This is a genomic window from Streptomyces sp. NPDC005784 (assembly GCF_042871525.1).
In the GTDB taxonomy this organism is placed as follows: Bacteria; Actinomycetota; Actinomycetes; order Streptomycetales; family Streptomycetaceae; genus Streptomyces.
Window position 1 is genome coordinate 358947 of sequence record NZ_JBIAIQ010000005.1, and the last position, 15453, is coordinate 374399.

The following is a 15453-nucleotide window of genomic DNA, read 5'->3' on the forward strand; positions in this document are numbered from 1 at the left end:
GGGGCCGATGGCCCCTCGCAGGTTCGAATCCTGCTGCCGGTCCTGACCGGTATGGCCGAGCGGTCCATGGCAAAAGCGCCCTGACGGCGTTCGTGATCCGCGGCCGGTCTGATCTCGGGCGGGCGGCGCTGTCAGTGCGGTCTGGTAGGAATATTGCTGTGAGCAGCGCGAACGGGCGACCCGGCGACGGCGCGGGCGGCGCGGACGGCGCGCCGCCCGAGCAGCTTGCGCTGATCCGGGAGGCCGTGCGCCAGGCCAAGGAGCCGAAGGCGAAGCCGCGGACCTGGCGGGGAGCCGCGCTGGCGAAGGAGCTGCCCGTCGCGCGGGTGCTCGTCGACAAGGGCGTGCTGCACCTCGACCGCTACTTCGACTACGCCGTGCCCGAGGATCTCGACGAGGCCGCGCAGCCGGGCGTGCGGGTCCGGGTGCGGTTCGGTGCGGGCGGACGCAATGTCCGGTCGGGGCGGCGCGAGGGCGGCGGTCTGATCGACGGATACCTCGTCGAGCGGGTCGCCGAGTCCGACTACTCCGGGCCACTGGCCGCCCTCGCCCAGGTCGTCTCGCCCGAGCCCGTCCTCGGGCCCGACCTGCTGGGACTCGCCCGCGCCGTCGCCGACCGGTACGCGGGATCGCTCGCCGACGTGCTGCAACTGGCCGTGCCGCCCCGGCACGCCCGCGCCGAGGCACGGGAGTCGCCGGTGCCCCCGCCGCAGCCCACCGCACCCGACCCCGGGACCTGGCGGCGGTACGGGAGGGGGGCGGACTTCCTCGCCTCGCTCGCCTCCGGTGGTGCTCCGCGCGCCGTGTGGACCGCGCTGCCCGGTCCCGAGTGGGCCGAGGAGATCGCCCGCGCGGTGCAGGCGACGCTCGCCTCCGGGCGCGGCGCGCTCGTCGTCGTACCGGCCGGACGGCCCGCCGCCCGCGTGGACACCGCCCTCAAGGCCCTGATGGGGGAGGGTCAGCACGCCGTGCTGACCGCCGACGCAGGGCCGGAGCGGCGCTACCGTGACTGGCTCGCCGTACGACGGGGGTCCGTACGGGCCGTGGTCGGCACCCGGGCCGCCATGTTCGCGCCCGTACGGAATCTGGGACTTGTCGTCGTCTGGGACGACGGCGACGACGGACACAGCGACGACAACGCTCCCTTCCCGCATGTCCGGGAAGTGCTGGAGCTGCGCTCCTCGCGCGACAAGTGCGGCTTCCTGCTGGGGAGTTGGACCTGCACGGTGGAGGCGGCGCAACTGGTCGAGAGCGGCTGGGCACTGCCGCTGGCCGCCGACCGGGAGCAGGTGCGCGCCGCCGCGCCGCTGGTACGGACCGTCGGGGACGGCGATCTCGCGCGCGACGAGGCCGCTCGGGCCGCCCGGCTGCCCACGCTCGCCTGGCAGATCGTCAGGGAGGGACTGCGGCAGGGGCCCGTGCTGGTCCAGGTGCCCCGGCGGGGATATGTGCCCCGGATGGCGTGTGCCCAGTGCCGGGCGCCCGCGCGGTGCCGGCACTGCGCGGGCCCGTTGGAGGCGCAGGACGCCCAGGCACTGTGCTGCGCGTGGTGCGGGCGGGACGAGACGGCCTGGCACTGCCAGGAGTGCGGCGGGTTCCGGCTGCGGGCGCAGGTCGTCGGTGCCCGCCGGACCGCCGAGGAACTGGGACGGGCGTTCCCGGCCGTGCCGGTGCGCACGTCCGGGCGGGAGCAGGTGCTGGACACGGTGTCCGCGGCGCCCGCCCTGGTGGTCAGCACGCCGGGAGCCGAACCCGTCGCCGAGGGCGGGTACGCGGCGGCACTGCTGCTCGACGGCTGGGCGATGCTCGGACGGCCCGATCTGCGGGCGGGCGAGGACGCGTTGCGCCGGTGGACAGGGGCGGCCGCGCTGGTCCGTCCACAGGGAGCGGGCGGCACGGTCGTCGTCGTGGCCGAACCGACCCTGCGGCCCGTGCAGGCGCTCGTACGCTGGGATCCCGTCGGGCACGCGGTGCGTGAGCTGTCGGAGCGGGCCGAGCTGGGATTTCCGCCCGTCTCCCGGATGGCGGCGGTGTCCGGGGCGCCGGAGGCGCTCGCCGGATTCCTCGCCGCCGCCGAATTGCCGCCCGACGCAGAGGTGTTGGGGCCCGTACCGATGCCGACTACCGAGGCAGGGCGGCCCCGGCGACCCGGTGGGCCGCCTCCTGGGGACCCGGGGGAGCGGGTGCTCATCCGGGTGCCCCCGGGGAGTGGCGCCGCGCTGGCGGCGGCACTGAAGGGCGCACAGGCCGCGCGCATGGCCCGCGGGGGCAGCGATCCCGTACGCATCCGGATCGATCCGCCCGACATCGGGTGAGGCCCGGCGAGGTCCGGCGAGGCTGGGGGGGGGGAGATCCGGCGAGACCGGGTGGGATCCGGCGAGGTCGCGCGAGTGGGGATTGCGGGGCGCCGGGCGTGCGGTTGTCGCTGTGGGCCGGCTGTCGGCGTGAGCAGTGGGCAAGGGCTGCGGGCCTGAACAGGCGCCTGGGAGCTGGGAGCTGGGGCAGAGGCTGCGCGCGGACGACCGCTCGCACCGGCGGATCCGGCAGCCTGCGTTCGCGCAGCGCGCGCGTGTGGATGTAGGACTGCCCCCCGGGGTCTTGGCGCCGGGAGGCAGTTGTCGTCTCGGGGGGTCGGGTCAGCCGTTGCGTGGGCCCGGGAAGGCCGTGGACCTGACCTCGTCGCGGAGGGTGGGGCTGCCGGCCGTCGGCTGGGTCGGCATGGAGCGGGCGGCGGGCACGGTCGGCACCGGGGGGAGCGCGGTGTTGACGGCGACCGTGCGTGTCTCGGCCGGCTCCGTGGCGCGCTCCGCCTCGGCGGCGGCCTGGGCGGCGGCGCGGCGCGCGCCGTAACGCCGGTGCACCGCCTGCTTGGTGACCCCGAGGGCCGAGCCCACCGCGTCCCACGAGAATCCGAGTGAGCGGTCGAAGTCCACGGCGGCCGTGACCAGGGTCTCGACGCTGTCCCGCAGCTCCTGGGCGAGACGGACGGTCGGGGCGGGAGCGCGTCCGTAGACGACGAAGCCCGTGGACGGGCCGGAGCGGCGCGGGCGGTAGACGTTGCCCAACTGGGCGGTGAGCGTGCGCAGTGCGTCCACCTGCCGGCGGACCCGCTCGATGTCCCGCACCAGCAAGTGCAGGCTGGCCCGAGCCTGGGCGTCGTGGGTTGCGTGGTCGGCCATGAACAAGCCTCTCGAACCGGCGTTGAAAAGGATCGGGCCGCGCATGTGCCGCCCGCTGTGGTCAACTCTTTCTTGACCAACGCGTGGACGGGTGAGTGGTCACGCTGCGGGGGCGCAAGGGCATATGCACGGGGCGCGTCCCGTTCTGTACGCCCCCCGTTGTGTGGTGGACGCGCCCCACCTGCCGATGAGCGGGCCGCACCCCCGTGCCGTGTGCGGGGAACACCGTCCGTGCCGATGTGCGGGCAACACCGTCCGTGCCGACGTGCGGAGCACACCGCCCGCGCGTGCCCGGGGACATGGCCCCTGAAGAACCCCCGAGCCCTTGGGCCCCGCGCGGCATAGACTGGTGCGCTGCCCCGTGGCTTCGCCTGAACCGGCACGAGCGCGGGGGATGGAAGAGCTCCCGCCCGAGAGGCCAACCGCCACCCATGAAGCTCGTCTTCGCAGGTACCCCCGAGGTCGCCGTTCCCGCCCTGGACGCCCTGATCGCCTCCGGGCGGCACGAGGTGGCCGCCGTCGTGACCCGGCCGGACGCGCCGGCCGGACGGGGGCGACGGCTCGTCGCGAGTCCGGTCGCCGAGCGGGCGGTGGAGGCCGGGATCGAGGTGCTCAAGCCCGTGAAGCCCCGGGACGAGGACTTCCTGGCCCGGCTGCGGGAGATCGGCCCGGACTGCTGTCCCGTCGTCGCGTACGGGGCGCTGCTGCCCCGGGTCGCCCTCGACATCCCGGCCCAGGGCTGGGTCAACCTGCACTTCTCGTTGCTGCCGGCCTGGCGCGGCGCCGCCCCCGTCCAGCACGCGATCATGGCCGGCGACGAGATCACCGGCGCCACCACCTTCCTGATCGAGGAGGGCCTCGACTCGGGACCGGTGTACGGGACCGTCACCGAGGAGATCCGGCCCACCGACACCAGCGGGGACCTGCTGACGCGGCTCGCCTTCGCGGGGTCCGGACTGCTCGCCGCGACGATGGACGGGATCGAGGACGGCACGCTCAAGGCCGTACCCCAGCCCGCCGACGGCATCAGCACGGCATCGAAGATCACCGTCGAGAGCGCCCACATCGACTGGGCGGCCCCGGCGCTGCGCGTCGACCGCATGGTGCGCGGGTGCACGCCGGCCCCCGGCGCCTGGACCGTCTTCCGCGCCGAGCGGCTCAAGCTCATCCAGGTCGCGACGGTGCCCGACCGTACGGACCTCGCCCCGGGCGAGCTGTCCGTCGCCAAGAACAACGTGTACGTGGGCACCGGTTCCCACGCCGTCGAGCTGCTCTGGGTGCAGGCCCAGGGCAAGAAGCCGATGCGCGCGGCGGACTGGGCCCGCGGGGTGCGGATTCCCTCCGGGGAGCGCCTCGGCGTCTGACGCCGCCCGTCTGGCGTTACCCGTCTGACGTCGGCCGTCTGGCGCCGTCTGTCCGACGGCGGTCGGCGTCTGACGTCGGCCCCGCGGCGTACGCTGATAAGCGCATCTTTTTCCTGGATCCGGAGCACCTTTTTCGTGACTGAGCAGCCCCGTCGGCCGCAGAAGCCCGGCAAGCCCTACCGCCGCCCCCAGAAGGACCCGGTCCGCATGCTCGCCTTCGAGGCGCTGCGGGCTGTGGACGAGCGGGACGCGTACGCGAACCTCGTCCTCCCGCCGCTGCTGCGCAAGGCGCGGGAGAAGGGCGACTTCGACACACGGGACGCCGCGCTCGCCACCGAGCTGGTGTACGGCACGCTGCGCCGCCAGGGGACGTACGACGCCGTCATCTCGGCCTGCGTCGACCGGCCGCTGCGGGAGGTCGACCCGCCGGTCCTCGATGTGCTCAGTCTCGGTGTCCACCAGCTGCTCGGCACCCGCATCCCGACGCACGCCGCCGTCTCCGCCTCCGTCGAGCTGGCCCGGGTGGTGCTCGGCGACGGGCGGGCCAAGTTCGTGAACGCCGTGCTGCGCAAGGTCGCGCGGCAGGACCTCGACGCCTGGCTGGAACAGGTCGCGCCGCCCTACGACGAGGACGCCGAGGACCATCTCGCCATCGTGCACTCGCACCCGCGCTGGGTCGTCTCCGCGCTGTGGGACTCGCTGGGCGGCGGCCGGGCCGGCATCGAGGACCTGCTGGAGGCCGACAACGAGCGGCCCGAGGTGACCCTCGTCGCCCGGCCAGGACGCTCCACCGCCGAGGAACTCCTCGACGCCCTCGACGAGGACTCGGCGCTTCCCGGGCGCTGGTCGCCGTATGCCGTGCGGCTCACCGAGGGCGGCGAGCCGGGCGCCATCGACGCCGTACGGGAGGGCCGTGCGGGTGTCCAGGACGAGGGCAGCCAGCTCGTCGCGATCGCCCTCGCGAACGCGCCGCTCGACGGCCCCGACCGGGTCTGGCTGGACGGCTGCGCCGGACCCGGCGGCAAGGCCGCGATGCTGGCGGGCCTCGCCGCCCGGCGGGGCGCGACGCTGCTCGCCTCCGAGAAGCAGCCGCACCGGGCGGGGCTCGTCGCCAAGGCGCTCGCCGGGAACCCCGGCCCCTACCAGGTCATCGCTGCCGACGGCACCCGCCCGCCGTGGCGGCCCGGCACGTTCGACCGGGTGCTCATGGACGTGCCCTGCACCGGCCTGGGCGCGCTGCGCCGCCGTCCCGAGGCCCGCTGGCGGCGTCGCCCCGAGGACCTCGACGGCTTCGCGACGCTCCAGCGCGGACTCCTGCGCACGGCGCTCGAATCGGTGCGGGTCGGCGGTGTCGTCGGGTACGCGACCTGCTCGCCGCACCTCGCCGAGACCCGCGCGGTCGTCGGCGACGTCCTGAAGCACTTCGAGGACGGCTCCGCCGAACTGCTCGACGCCCGTCCGCTGCTGCCCGGCGTGCCCGCTCTGGGGGACGGCCCCGACGTACAGCTGTGGCCGCATCTGCACGGCACGGACGGGATGTATCTGGCCCTGATCCGCCGAACCGGCTGACCGCCCGGCACGCTCGGTACGGCCGGTCCATCCGACTGAGCCACGCTGCCCAGCTCTGCTGAGCCACGCTGCCCAGCTCTGCTGAGCCACGCTGCCCAGCTCTGCTGAGCCACGCTGCCCAGCTCTGCTGAGCCGTGCCGCCCACCTTTCGGTCGGCTGCGCTGCCCGGTTCTGCTGGGCCGCGCCCCCGGCTTCGTTCAGCCCGCGAGGGGCGGCGCCGCTCTGCCCTGCCCACGCGGCGTGGGCGTGCTTCGGTTCGCTTCGTCAGCCGGGCGGCGAAGCCGGGTTGGAGGGTTCCCCGGGTCCTCCGGCTTCCCTGGATCCTCCGGTTTCCCCGGGTCTCCCGGCTTCGCCGGTAGTTCCGGGCTTCCCGGTTGTTCCGGATCTCCCCGAGGTCCCGGGGGCGCCCGGGGTTTCCGGGGTGTCGGGTGGGCCCGGCTTCCCTGCCGTTCCGGGGGCCCCGGAACCGTCCGGCTCGGCCGCGTCCGCGGGCGGGCCGCCGCCGTCCTCGTGGGCGAGCCGGTTCGGCCACCACACCTTCGGGCCCACGTCGAGGAAGAGCGCGGTGACCAGCACCGAGCGCACCACGAAGGTGTCCAGGAGCACACCCAGGGCGACCGCGAAGCCGATCTCCGCGAAGCCCACGATGGGCAGGGTGCCGAGCGCCGCGAAGGTGCCGGCGAGGACGAGACCGGCCGACGTGATCACCGCCCCGGTGGTGGCGAGCCCCGTCACCACACCGGGGCGGGTGCCGCGGTGGGCCGCCTCCTCGCGGATACGGGTGGTCAGGAAGATGTTGTAGTCGATACCGAGTGCCACCAGGAACACGAAGACGAACAGCGGGAAGGCCACGTCCTCGCCCGCGTAGTCGAAGACGTGGCGGAAGGCCAGTGCGCTCACGCCGAGGGCGGTGGCCAGCGACAGCACCACGGTCCCGATCAGCAGGAGCGGGGCGATCAGAGCCCGCAGCAGGATGCTCAGGACCAGCAGGACCACCACCAGGACGAGAGGGATGACCAGGTAGTTGTCGTGCGTCTGGGCGTTCTCCATGTCCAGCAGGGCCGCCGAACCGCCGCCCACCTTCGCGTCGGCGCCGGGCACGGCGTGCACCGCGTCGCGCACCCGCTCCACCGTGGCCTTCGCCGCCGCGCTGTCGGCAGGGGCGCGGGTGGTCGCCTCGAACAGCACCTTGCCGTCGTGCACGGGCGCGGTGCCCGGCGGCACACCGATACTCGCCTGCACCACACCCGGGTCCGCGGCCACGGCATGACCGACCTGCCTGCCCTGGGCCGCGTTGGACACGATGACCAGGGGATCCCCGTCACCCGCGGGGAAGTAGCGGGCCGACACCTGCTGGCCGACGATCGAGTCCGGCTTCCCGGTGAACTGGTCGGCGTTGGAGATGCCCGCGGCCCGCAGCTGGATCAGGCCGAGGGACAGCAGCCCGAGCGCCAGCGCCGTGGCCACCCAGAAGGTCCGCGGGCGGCGGGCGATCCGGCGGCCCATGCGCGCCCAGACGCCGCTCTTGGTCGGATCGGCCGAGCCGAGGTGCGGGACGGAGGGCCAGAAGATCCAGCGCCCGAAGACCAGCAGCAGGGCGGGGAACAGCGTGAGCATGGTGAGCAGGCCGACGCCCACGCCGATGGCCGCGACCGGGCCGAGGCCCCGCGTCGAGTTCATCTCGGCGACCAGGAGCACCAGCATGCTCAGCACGACCGTCGCGCCCGAGGCGAGGATGGCCGGACCGGCCCGGTTCATGGCGAGGATCATCGCCTCGTGGCGGTCCTCGTGGCGGCGCAGCTCCTCGCGGTAGCGGGCGACCAGCAGCAACGCGTAGTCAGTCCCCGCGCCGAACACGAGCACGGTGAGAATGCCCGCGCTCTGGCCGTTCACCGTCAGACCGGCGTGTTTCGCCAGCAGATAGATCAGCGCCTGGGCCGTGAACAGGGCGACGACCACGCCGAGCAGCGGGACGAACAGCAGGGTCGGGCTGCGGAAGGTGATCAGCAGCATCACGACGACGACGGCCATCGCGGCGTAGAGCAGGGTCGAGTCGATGCCCTTGAAGGCATTGGAGGAGTCCGCGGCGGTACCGCCGGGCCCGGTGATGTGCACGGAGAGCCCGTCGGCGCCCTTGCCCACCTGGTGCCGGACGGAGTCGACGGCCGGGCCGATCCGCTGCCAGCCGGCCGCGTCCATGGTGATGGGGATGTAGATCTGCGCCGCGCGCGGATCCGCCGGCCGGTCGAAGACCGGTCCCCGGGTCTCCGCGCCGCGGATGCCGTGCTCCCGCAGCGCCTTCACCTGCTGGACGTCCTCGGCGATCTGCCGCCGGTCCTGCGGCGTCAGGCCGTCCGGGCGCGCGTACACGACGACCGCGGGAATCTGCTCGGGCCGGAACTCATTCGAGATGTCGAGGACTTGGGTGGACTCGGCCGAGCCCGGCAGCCAGGACTGGGCGTCGTTGTCCTGGGCGTCGCTGAGCTTCGCTCCGAGCGGTGCCACGAAGACGAGCACCAGCAGCCACAGGGCCAGGACCAGCCACTTGGACCGGCGTCCGCACACGACCCCGATGGCCGCACGCTTCCAGGCGTCGAGCCGCTTCATGCCCACCCCCGAGGTCGGACGCAGCGCCGCTGGGCCGCCCAGGATGGCATGCCGGACGCTCGTACGACATCCGCGGAACAACCCAGGTCCGGACCGAGGCGGGCAACCGGCCCGGGGCATGGCAGTCTTGGGGCATGGCCGTGCAGATCAACCCCAGCATCCTGTCCGCCGACTTCGCCCGTCTTGCCGAGGAGGCAAAGGCGGTGGAAGGCGCGGACTGGCTCCATGTCGACGTCATGGACAACCATTTCGTACCGAACCTCACGCTCGGGGTGCCGGTCGTAGAGTCTTTGGCCCGTGCGACGGACATTCCGCTGGACTGCCATCTGATGATCCAGGACGCCGATCGGTGGGCTCCCCAGTACGTGGAAGCGGGTGCCGGCTCCGTCACCTTCCACGTGGAGGCGGCCGCCGCGCCCGTCCGGCTGGCCCGTGAGATCCGGGCCATGGGCGCTCGCGCCTCCATGGCGCTCAACCCCGCGACCCCCATCGAGCCGTACGAGGACCTGCTGCCCGAGCTCGACATGCTGCTGATCATGACGGTCGAACCCGGATTTGGCGGCCAGGCTTTTCTTGACATCATGCTCCCCAAGATCCGCCGCACGCGCGAGTTGATCAGCAAGCACGGCCTGGAACTGTGGCTCCAGGTCGACGGCGGTGTCTCGGCGTCGACGATCGAGCGGTGCGCGGAGGCGGGTGCCGACGTGTTCGTCGCCGGTTCGGCGGTGTACGGGGCGGCGGACCCGGCCCAGGCGGTACGTGCACTGCGCACCCAGGCGCAGGAGGCGACTGCCCATGCGTCGTGGGCGTGCGACCACTGAGCCAAGGGAACGTGAACGCCGCCCATCAGGGCGGATCAAGTGCGCCGGATCTGCAAGGATGAACGGCGAATCCAGAGTGTGAACAGAAGTGAGGAGATCGCCGTGTCGGGTATGTCGGCGGGCCGGTCAGCCATGCGGATGGGACCCGCTGAGCTGGTCCAGGCGGCGGCCATGGCCCGCCGCTTCTACCTAGAGGGCAAATCCAAGATCCAGATCGCCGAGGAGTTCGGTGTCAGCCGCTTCAAGGTGGCCCGGGTCCTGGAGACCGCTCTCGAACGGGATCTCGTGAGGATCGAGATCCGCGTCCCCGCCGAGCTGGACGCGGAGCGCTCGGACGCGCTGCGTGCCCGCTACGGCCTGCGGCATGCCGTGGTCGTCGAGTCCCCGGCCGAGGCCGAGGAGTCGCCCGACCCGGAGAACCTCGGTGAGGTGGCCGCCGACCTGCTCGGCGAACTCGTGAATGAGGGTGACGTGCTCGGCCTCGCCTGGGGCCGGTCCACGATCCACATGGCGGCTGCCCTGGACCGGCTCCCGCCGTGCACCGTGGTGCAGCTGACGGGTGTGTACGACGCCGGGACCGCCGAGCGCGGCTCCGTCGAGGCCGTCCGGCGTGCCGCGCAGGTGTCGGGCGGCGACGCCCACCCCATCTACGCGCCGATGCTGCTCCCCGACGCGGCCACCGCGGCGGCGCTGCGCAACCAGACGGGGATCGCCCGCGCCTTCGAGTACTTCGACAAGGTGACGGTCGCCTGCGTCTCCATCGGCTCCTGGGAGCCCGGCATCTCCACGGTGCACGACATGCTCAGCGACGAGGAACGCGCCCACTACGCGTCCCTCGGTGTCGCCGCCGAGATGTCCGCGCACCTCTTCGACGCCGAGGGCCGGCGGGTCGGGCGTGACCTGGGCGAGCGCTGCATCACGGTCGAGGCCGACCGGCTGCGCCGTATCCCCGAGGTCGTCGCCATAGCGGGCGGTCAGCGCAAGGCGGCCGCCATCGACGCGGTGCTGCGGTCCGGGCTCGTCACCAGTCTGGTGACGGACACCGCGGCCGCGGACGCGCTGATGACGGCGGGACCGCCCCCGCGTCCGGCGCTGAACCGGGCGGACCCGGACGGGCCCTGAGGTCGACACCCAGCGCGCGCCGCGGGGGGACGGCCGTGACAGCATCGACGTCATGCTGCTGCGGCCGTCCCCCCGCGCGTTCGCGGGCCTTCTGTTCGCCGGACTGCTGGTCTGTCTGACGGTCCTGCTGACGGGCTGCTCGTCCACGGGCACCACCGGCTCGGGCGACCCCGCGGCCACGGCCGCGAGCGGTGCCACGGCGGTCCCGTCCTGGGCCGGTGGCCTGCCGGTCGTCCCCGCGGCCGCGCTCCCCGCCGAAGCGCGTGCGACCCTCGTCCTCATCGACCGGGGCGGCCCCTTCCCGTACGCCAAGGACGGCGCCGTCTTCGGCAACTTCGAGCGGGAACTGCCGGGGCACGACAGGGGGTACTACCACGAGTACACGGTGCGGACCCCGGGCGAACGCGACCGCGGGGCCCGGCGCGTCGTCGCCGGACAGCACGGCGAGATCTACTACACCGGCGATCACTACAACTCGTTCAAGGCGGTGCTGAGATGACGCACGGTCCGCTCGCGGAGGTGTGCCGCTCGGCCGGGTGGCAGGTCACCGAGCTCGACCTCACCGGGGTCCTCGACAAGTCCGGCTTCATGGAGCGCTGTGTCCGCGCCCTCGACCTGCCGGAGTGGTTCGGGCGGAACTGGGACGCGCTCGCCGACGTCCTCGGCGACCCCGACTGGGGACCGGCCAGTCCGGGCAGGCTGCTCGTGGTGACCGGCTGGCGCCCCTACGCGCGGACGCGGCCCGACGAGTGGGAGACCGCCCAGGAGGTCCTTCAGTCGGCCTCCGGCCACTACCAGCAGTTCGACGCCACCCTGTCGGTCGTCCTCGTCCTTGGAGGATCCGACCAATTGCCCCCTGACCAGCCTGGATGATCTGTCCGGGGACCGCACGGGGGCTGTCGTGGGAGAATGAAGTACGTGCTCTTCCCCCTGGCTGACCTGTCCGGGGGCCACCTCTGATCGACTGGGATGTGCAGCACGTGCGTTTCCTCAACGACATCCAGCCCCCGTACGACCTGACGTACGACGACGTCTTCATGGTGCCCAGCCGCTCCGCGGTCGGCTCGCGTCAGGGCGTGGACCTCAGCTCTCCGGACGGCACGGGCACCACCATCCCGCTCGTCGTCGCCAACATGACGGCGATCGCGGGCCGCCGGATGGCCGAGACCGTCGCCCGCCGCGGGGGCCTTGTCGTCATTCCGCAGGACATCCCGATCGACGTCATCACCGAGGTCGTCTCCTGGGTCAAGGGGCGCCACCTGGTGCTCGACACCCCGATCGTCCTCGCGCCCCACCAGACCGTCGCCGACGCACTGGCGCTGCTGCCCAAGCGCGCGCACAACGCGGGCGTCGTCGTGGACGAGCACAGCCGTCCGGTCGGCGTGGTCACCGACGCCGACCTCACCGGCGTGGACCGCTTCACCCAGCTGTCCGAGGTCATGTCCAGGGACCTGCTGCTCCTCGACGCGGACATCGAGCCCCGCGAGGCGTTCAACCGTCTCGACGGCGCCAACCGCCGCTACGCCCCCGCCGTGGACGCGGACGGCAAGCTGGCCGGCATCCTCACCCGCAAGGGCGCCCTGCGCGCCACCCTGTACACGCCGGCCACCGACGCGGGCGGCAGGCTGCGCATCGCCGCCGCCGTCGGCATCAACGGCGATGTGGCGGGCAAGGCCAAGCAGCTCCTGGACTCGGGCGTCGACACGCTCGTCATCGACACGGCGCACGGTCACCAGGAGTCGATGATCAGCGCCGTCAGGACGGTGCGCGCGCTCGACCCGCAGGTGCCGATCGTCGCGGGCAACATCGTCGCCGCCGAGGGCGTCAAGGATCTCGTCGACGCGGGCGCCGACATCATCAAGGTCGGCGTCGGCCCCGGCGCCATGTGCACCACCCGCATGATGACCGGCGTCGGCCGGCCGCAGTTCTCCGCCGTCCTGGAGTGCGCGGCCGAGGCCAAGAAGTACGGCAAGCACGTGTGGGCCGACGGCGGAGTCCGCCACCCGCGTGACGTGGCGATGGCGCTGGCCGCCGGTGCCTCCAACGTCATGATCGGCTCCTGGTTCGCCGGCACGTACGAGTCCCCGGGCGACCTTCAGCAGGACGCCGACGGACATCTGTACAAGGAGTCGTTCGGCATGGCGTCCGCGCGTGCCGTCAAGAACCGCACTAGCGAGGAGTCCGCGTACGACCGGGCCCGCAAGGCGCTGTTCGAGGAGGGCATCTCCACCTCGCGGATGTTCCTCGACCCGTCCCGTCCGGGCGTCGAGGACCTGATCGACTCGGTCATCGCCGGCGTCCGTTCCTCCTGCACCTACGCGGGCGCGAACTCCCTGGAGGAGTTCGCCGAGAAGGCGATCGTCGGTATCCAGAGCGCGGCCGGCTACGCCGAGGGCAAGCCCCTGCACGCCAGCTGGAGCTGACCCGCCCCTGTTCCCCGCACGGCCCCTGTTCCCCTCCCGGGAGCAGGGGCCGTACGCGTGTCCCCACTCGTGAACAGGGGCCGTACGTGTGGGCGGCCTCCGGTGTGTGTGGCCCGCGGCCCGATTGCGTCAGGCCTTCTTGACGTCAAGCCTGCTTGACGTGACGCTGGAGGCATGGCGACGACACCGCACAGCATCGAGGCGCAGTACACCCTGCTGACCGCCGTGGCCCGGCTGGACGAGCTGCGCGTACGCGACTCGCTGGCCGGGGCCAGGAGCGACGCGGAGGCGCTCGACCGTGCCGGACTCCTGGAACTGCTCGCGCTCAGCGAGGTGGTCGCGCAAAAGGCGGCGTACGGCCGTCAGCTCACCGTGCGCGCCGCCCGTGAGTCAGGCGCCTCCTGGTCCCAGATCGGCGCGGCTCTCGGTACCAGCAAGCAGGCCGCCTGGGAGGCCCACACGCGCTGGATCGACGCCCAGGCGGCGGTGTACGGACAGCCCGGCCGGCTGGGCTTCGACGATGAGGACGTGGCGCGGGCGCGGGCCGTGGCGGGGGAGCCGGACGAGAGCTGACGCCCTGTCAACTCGGCTGTCTCCACGGCCTCGTCATCCGCTGGAAAGGCGCCTTGCGCAACCATCGAAAGGCGCCGCGCAACGAACATGCGCCGGGATGCGATGAACGCAACGATCTTGCGGAGATGCGCAAGGTTGCTGCATTACGCCCGTGAAGCCCGGACTCATAGGGTCAAGCGCTGTACACAGGCGTGGCGGGGACCCCGCTCGGTGGGTCCCTCCTGTCAGGGGTGCCGCCGGTCCCCGCCTTTTTTCGACCGGCAGCGATGAAGGAGCCAGCGCGTGCTCGACCAAGGCGCACCCCCGCAGTCCCGATCCACGTCCGCCCCACCGTCCCCGGGTCTCGGCGCGCGTCTCATGCGCCGCAAGCCGGTGGAACGCCTGGTGGAGGAAGGCGGCCAGGGCGAGGGGGGCTCGCTGCGGCGCTCCCTCGGCCTGTGGCAGCTCACCATGATCAGCATCGGTGCCACGCTCGGCACCGGCATCTTCGTCGTCCTCGGCCAGGCCGTCCCCAAGGCCGGGCCCGCGGTCACCCTGGCCTTCGTGATCGCCGGCCTCACGGCGCTCTTCTCCGCCCTCTCCTACGCCGAACTGGCCGGCACCATCCCGGTCGCCGGATCCTCGTACTCGTACGCGTACGCAACGATGGGCGAGCTGATCGCCTGGATCTGCGGCTGGTGCCTGGTCCTGGAGTACGGCGTCTCGGTCGCGGCCGTCGCGGTCGGCTGGGGCGAGTACCTGAACGAACTGCTCGACGGCACCATCGGCGTCACCATTCCGGACGCACTGTCCGCGCCGCCCGGTGACGGAGGCATCTTCAACCTGCCCGCGCTCATCGTGGTGATGCTCGCGATGGCGTTCCTGCTCGGCGGAGCGCGGGAGTCCGCGCGCGCCAACACCATCATGGTGGCCGTGAAGATCGCCGCGCTGGTGCTGTTCTGCGCGATCGGCGTCCAGGGCTTCCGCTCCGGCAACTACGACCACTTCATGCCGCTCGGCATGGCGGGCGTCAGCGCCGCCGGCGCCACCCTGTTCTTCTCCTACATCGGCTTCGACGCCGCCTCCACCGCCGGTGAGGAGGCCAAGGACCCGCAGCGCGACCTGCCGCGCGCGATCATGCTCTCGCTGGTCATCGTGACCGCCCTGTACGTCCTCGTCGCCGCTGTCGCCGTCGGCGCGAAGCCCTGGCGGCAGTTCAACGACTCGGAGGCCGCGCTCGCCGGGATCATGAAGGACGTCACCGGGCAGACCTTCTGGGCCACGCTGCTGGCGGCCTGCGCGGTCATCGCCATCGCGAGTGTCGTGCTGACCGTGCTGTACGGCCAGACCCGCATCCTGTTCGCGATGGGCCGGGACGGCCTGGTGCCCAAGGTGTTCGCCAAGGTCCACCCGAAGACCGGCACGCCCCGCGCCAACACGGTGATCGTCTCGCTGTTCTGCGGTGTCCTCGCCGCCGCGATCCCGCTCGGTCAGCTCGCCGACGCCACCAGCATCGGCACGCTCTTCGCCTTCGCGCTGGTCAATGTCGCGGTCGTCGTGCTGCGCCGGACGCGCCCGGCCATGCGCCGCACTTTCCGGGTTCCGCTCGCGCCGGTGCTGCCCGCGATCGGCTTCCTGCTGTGCGTGTGGATGATGGCCAGTCTCTCCGCCGTCACCTGGGTCGTCTTCGGCGTCTGGATGGCCGTCGGGCTCGTGTTCTACTTCAGTTACGGCTACCGCCGGTCCCGGATGGCGACCGCGGAACCCGTCGCCGAGCAACCCGTAGAACCCCTCGCAGAAAAGTGAACCACCCGCA

12 protein-coding genes are annotated in these 15453 nt (G+C 72.6%); 10 read left to right on the plus strand and 2 right to left on the minus strand.

The genetic code is table 11. From position 1 onward, the window contains the following. The first annotated feature begins 158 nt into the window (after positions 1-158). On the plus strand, positions 159-2315 hold the full coding sequence (locus ACFYR3_RS11990; RefSeq protein ID WP_389282622.1) for a primosomal protein N': 2157 nt from the start codon (positions 159-161) through the stop codon (positions 2313-2315). A 321-nt stretch (positions 2316-2636) separates the two neighbouring features. Here ACFYR3_RS11990 and ACFYR3_RS11995 read toward each other — a convergent pair whose 3' ends face one another. Further along, positions 2637-3179 (minus strand): hypothetical protein, encoded by a 543-nt coding sequence (locus ACFYR3_RS11995; protein ID WP_355839508.1) that lies wholly within the window; start codon positions 3177-3179, stop codon positions 2637-2639. A 431-nt stretch (positions 3180-3610) separates the two neighbouring features. On the opposite strand from ACFYR3_RS11995, the gene fmt reads away from it, so the two are divergent. Both fmt and ACFYR3_RS12005 read left to right on the plus strand, forming a co-directional pair. Further along, positions 3611-4543: a methionyl-tRNA formyltransferase gene (gene fmt, locus ACFYR3_RS12000; protein ID WP_355839506.1), complete on the plus strand. Its 933-nt coding sequence runs from the start codon at positions 3611-3613 to the stop codon at positions 4541-4543. Positions 4544-4678: 135 nt separating this feature from the next. After that, positions 4679-6112 carry a transcription antitermination factor NusB gene (locus ACFYR3_RS12005; RefSeq protein ID WP_355839505.1) on the plus strand — a complete coding sequence of 478 codons (1434 nt, stop codon included), beginning with the start codon at positions 4679-4681 and terminating at the stop codon, positions 6110-6112. A gap of 264 nt (positions 6113-6376) precedes the next feature. On the opposite strand, the gene ACFYR3_RS12010 is transcribed toward ACFYR3_RS12005, so the two are convergent. Then, the gene (locus ACFYR3_RS12010; RefSeq protein WP_389282625.1) at positions 6377-8719 is read right to left on the minus strand and encodes an MMPL family transporter; all 2343 of its coding nucleotides are present in this window, start codon (positions 8717-8719) and stop codon (positions 6377-6379) included. A 134-nt stretch (positions 8720-8853) separates the two neighbouring features. Here ACFYR3_RS12010 and rpe point away from each other — a divergent pair, with 134 nt between their 5' ends. From rpe to ACFYR3_RS12045, 7 genes are all read left to right on the plus strand, one after another. Continuing rightward, the gene (rpe, locus tag ACFYR3_RS12015) at positions 8854-9540 is read left to right on the plus strand and encodes a ribulose-phosphate 3-epimerase (RefSeq protein WP_389282627.1); all 687 of its coding nucleotides are present in this window, start codon (positions 8854-8856) and stop codon (positions 9538-9540) included. A 78-nt stretch (positions 9541-9618) separates the two neighbouring features. Further along, positions 9619-10662 carry a sugar-binding domain-containing protein gene (locus tag ACFYR3_RS12020; protein WP_355839499.1) on the plus strand — a complete coding sequence of 348 codons (1044 nt, stop codon included), beginning with the start codon at positions 9619-9621 and terminating at the stop codon, positions 10660-10662. A gap of 52 nt (positions 10663-10714) precedes the next feature. Beyond that, complete coding sequence (locus ACFYR3_RS12025) at positions 10715-11161, plus strand: ribonuclease domain-containing protein (RefSeq protein ID WP_389282629.1); 447 nt, start codon at positions 10715-10717, stop codon at positions 11159-11161. After that, complete coding sequence (locus ACFYR3_RS12030; RefSeq protein ID WP_389282631.1) at positions 11158-11535, plus strand: barstar family protein; 378 nt, start codon at positions 11158-11160, stop codon at positions 11533-11535. The genes ACFYR3_RS12025 and ACFYR3_RS12030 overlap by 4 nt, the downstream gene beginning before the upstream one ends. 107 nt (positions 11536-11642) lie before the next feature. After that, positions 11643-13085, plus strand: coding sequence for a GuaB1 family IMP dehydrogenase-related protein (locus tag ACFYR3_RS12035; protein WP_355839987.1), 1443 nt, complete (start codon positions 11643-11645; stop codon positions 13083-13085). 174 nt (positions 13086-13259) lie between these two features. Beyond that, positions 13260-13658 carry a hypothetical protein gene (locus tag ACFYR3_RS12040; protein ID WP_389282632.1) on the plus strand — a complete coding sequence of 133 codons (399 nt, stop codon included), beginning with the start codon at positions 13260-13262 and terminating at the stop codon, positions 13656-13658. Between the two features lie 282 nt (positions 13659-13940). Beyond that, complete coding sequence (locus ACFYR3_RS12045) at positions 13941-15443, plus strand: amino acid permease (protein WP_389282634.1); 1503 nt, start codon at positions 13941-13943, stop codon at positions 15441-15443. Positions 15444-15453: the final 10 nt, after the last annotated feature.

Coding starts and splice junctions, on each gene's coding strand:
- ACFYR3_RS11995 (WP_355839508.1), bottom strand. CDS start 3,179: ATGGCCGACCACGCAACCCACGACGCCCAGGCTCGGGCCAGCCTGCAC.
- fmt (WP_355839506.1), top strand. CDS start 3,611: ATGAAGCTCGTCTTCGCAGGTACCCCCGAGGTCGCCGTTCCCGCCCTG.
- ACFYR3_RS12010 (WP_389282625.1), bottom strand. CDS start 8,719: ATGAAGCGGCTCGACGCCTGGAAGCGTGCGGCCATCGGGGTCGTGTGC.
- rpe (WP_389282627.1), top strand. CDS start 8,854: ATGGCCGTGCAGATCAACCCCAGCATCCTGTCCGCCGACTTCGCCCGT.
- ACFYR3_RS12025 (WP_389282629.1), top strand. CDS start 10,715: ATGCTGCTGCGGCCGTCCCCCCGCGCGTTCGCGGGCCTTCTGTTCGCC.
- ACFYR3_RS12030 (WP_389282631.1), top strand. CDS start 11,158: ATGACGCACGGTCCGCTCGCGGAGGTGTGCCGCTCGGCCGGGTGGCAG.
- ACFYR3_RS12040 (WP_389282632.1), top strand. CDS start 13,260: ATGGCGACGACACCGCACAGCATCGAGGCGCAGTACACCCTGCTGACC.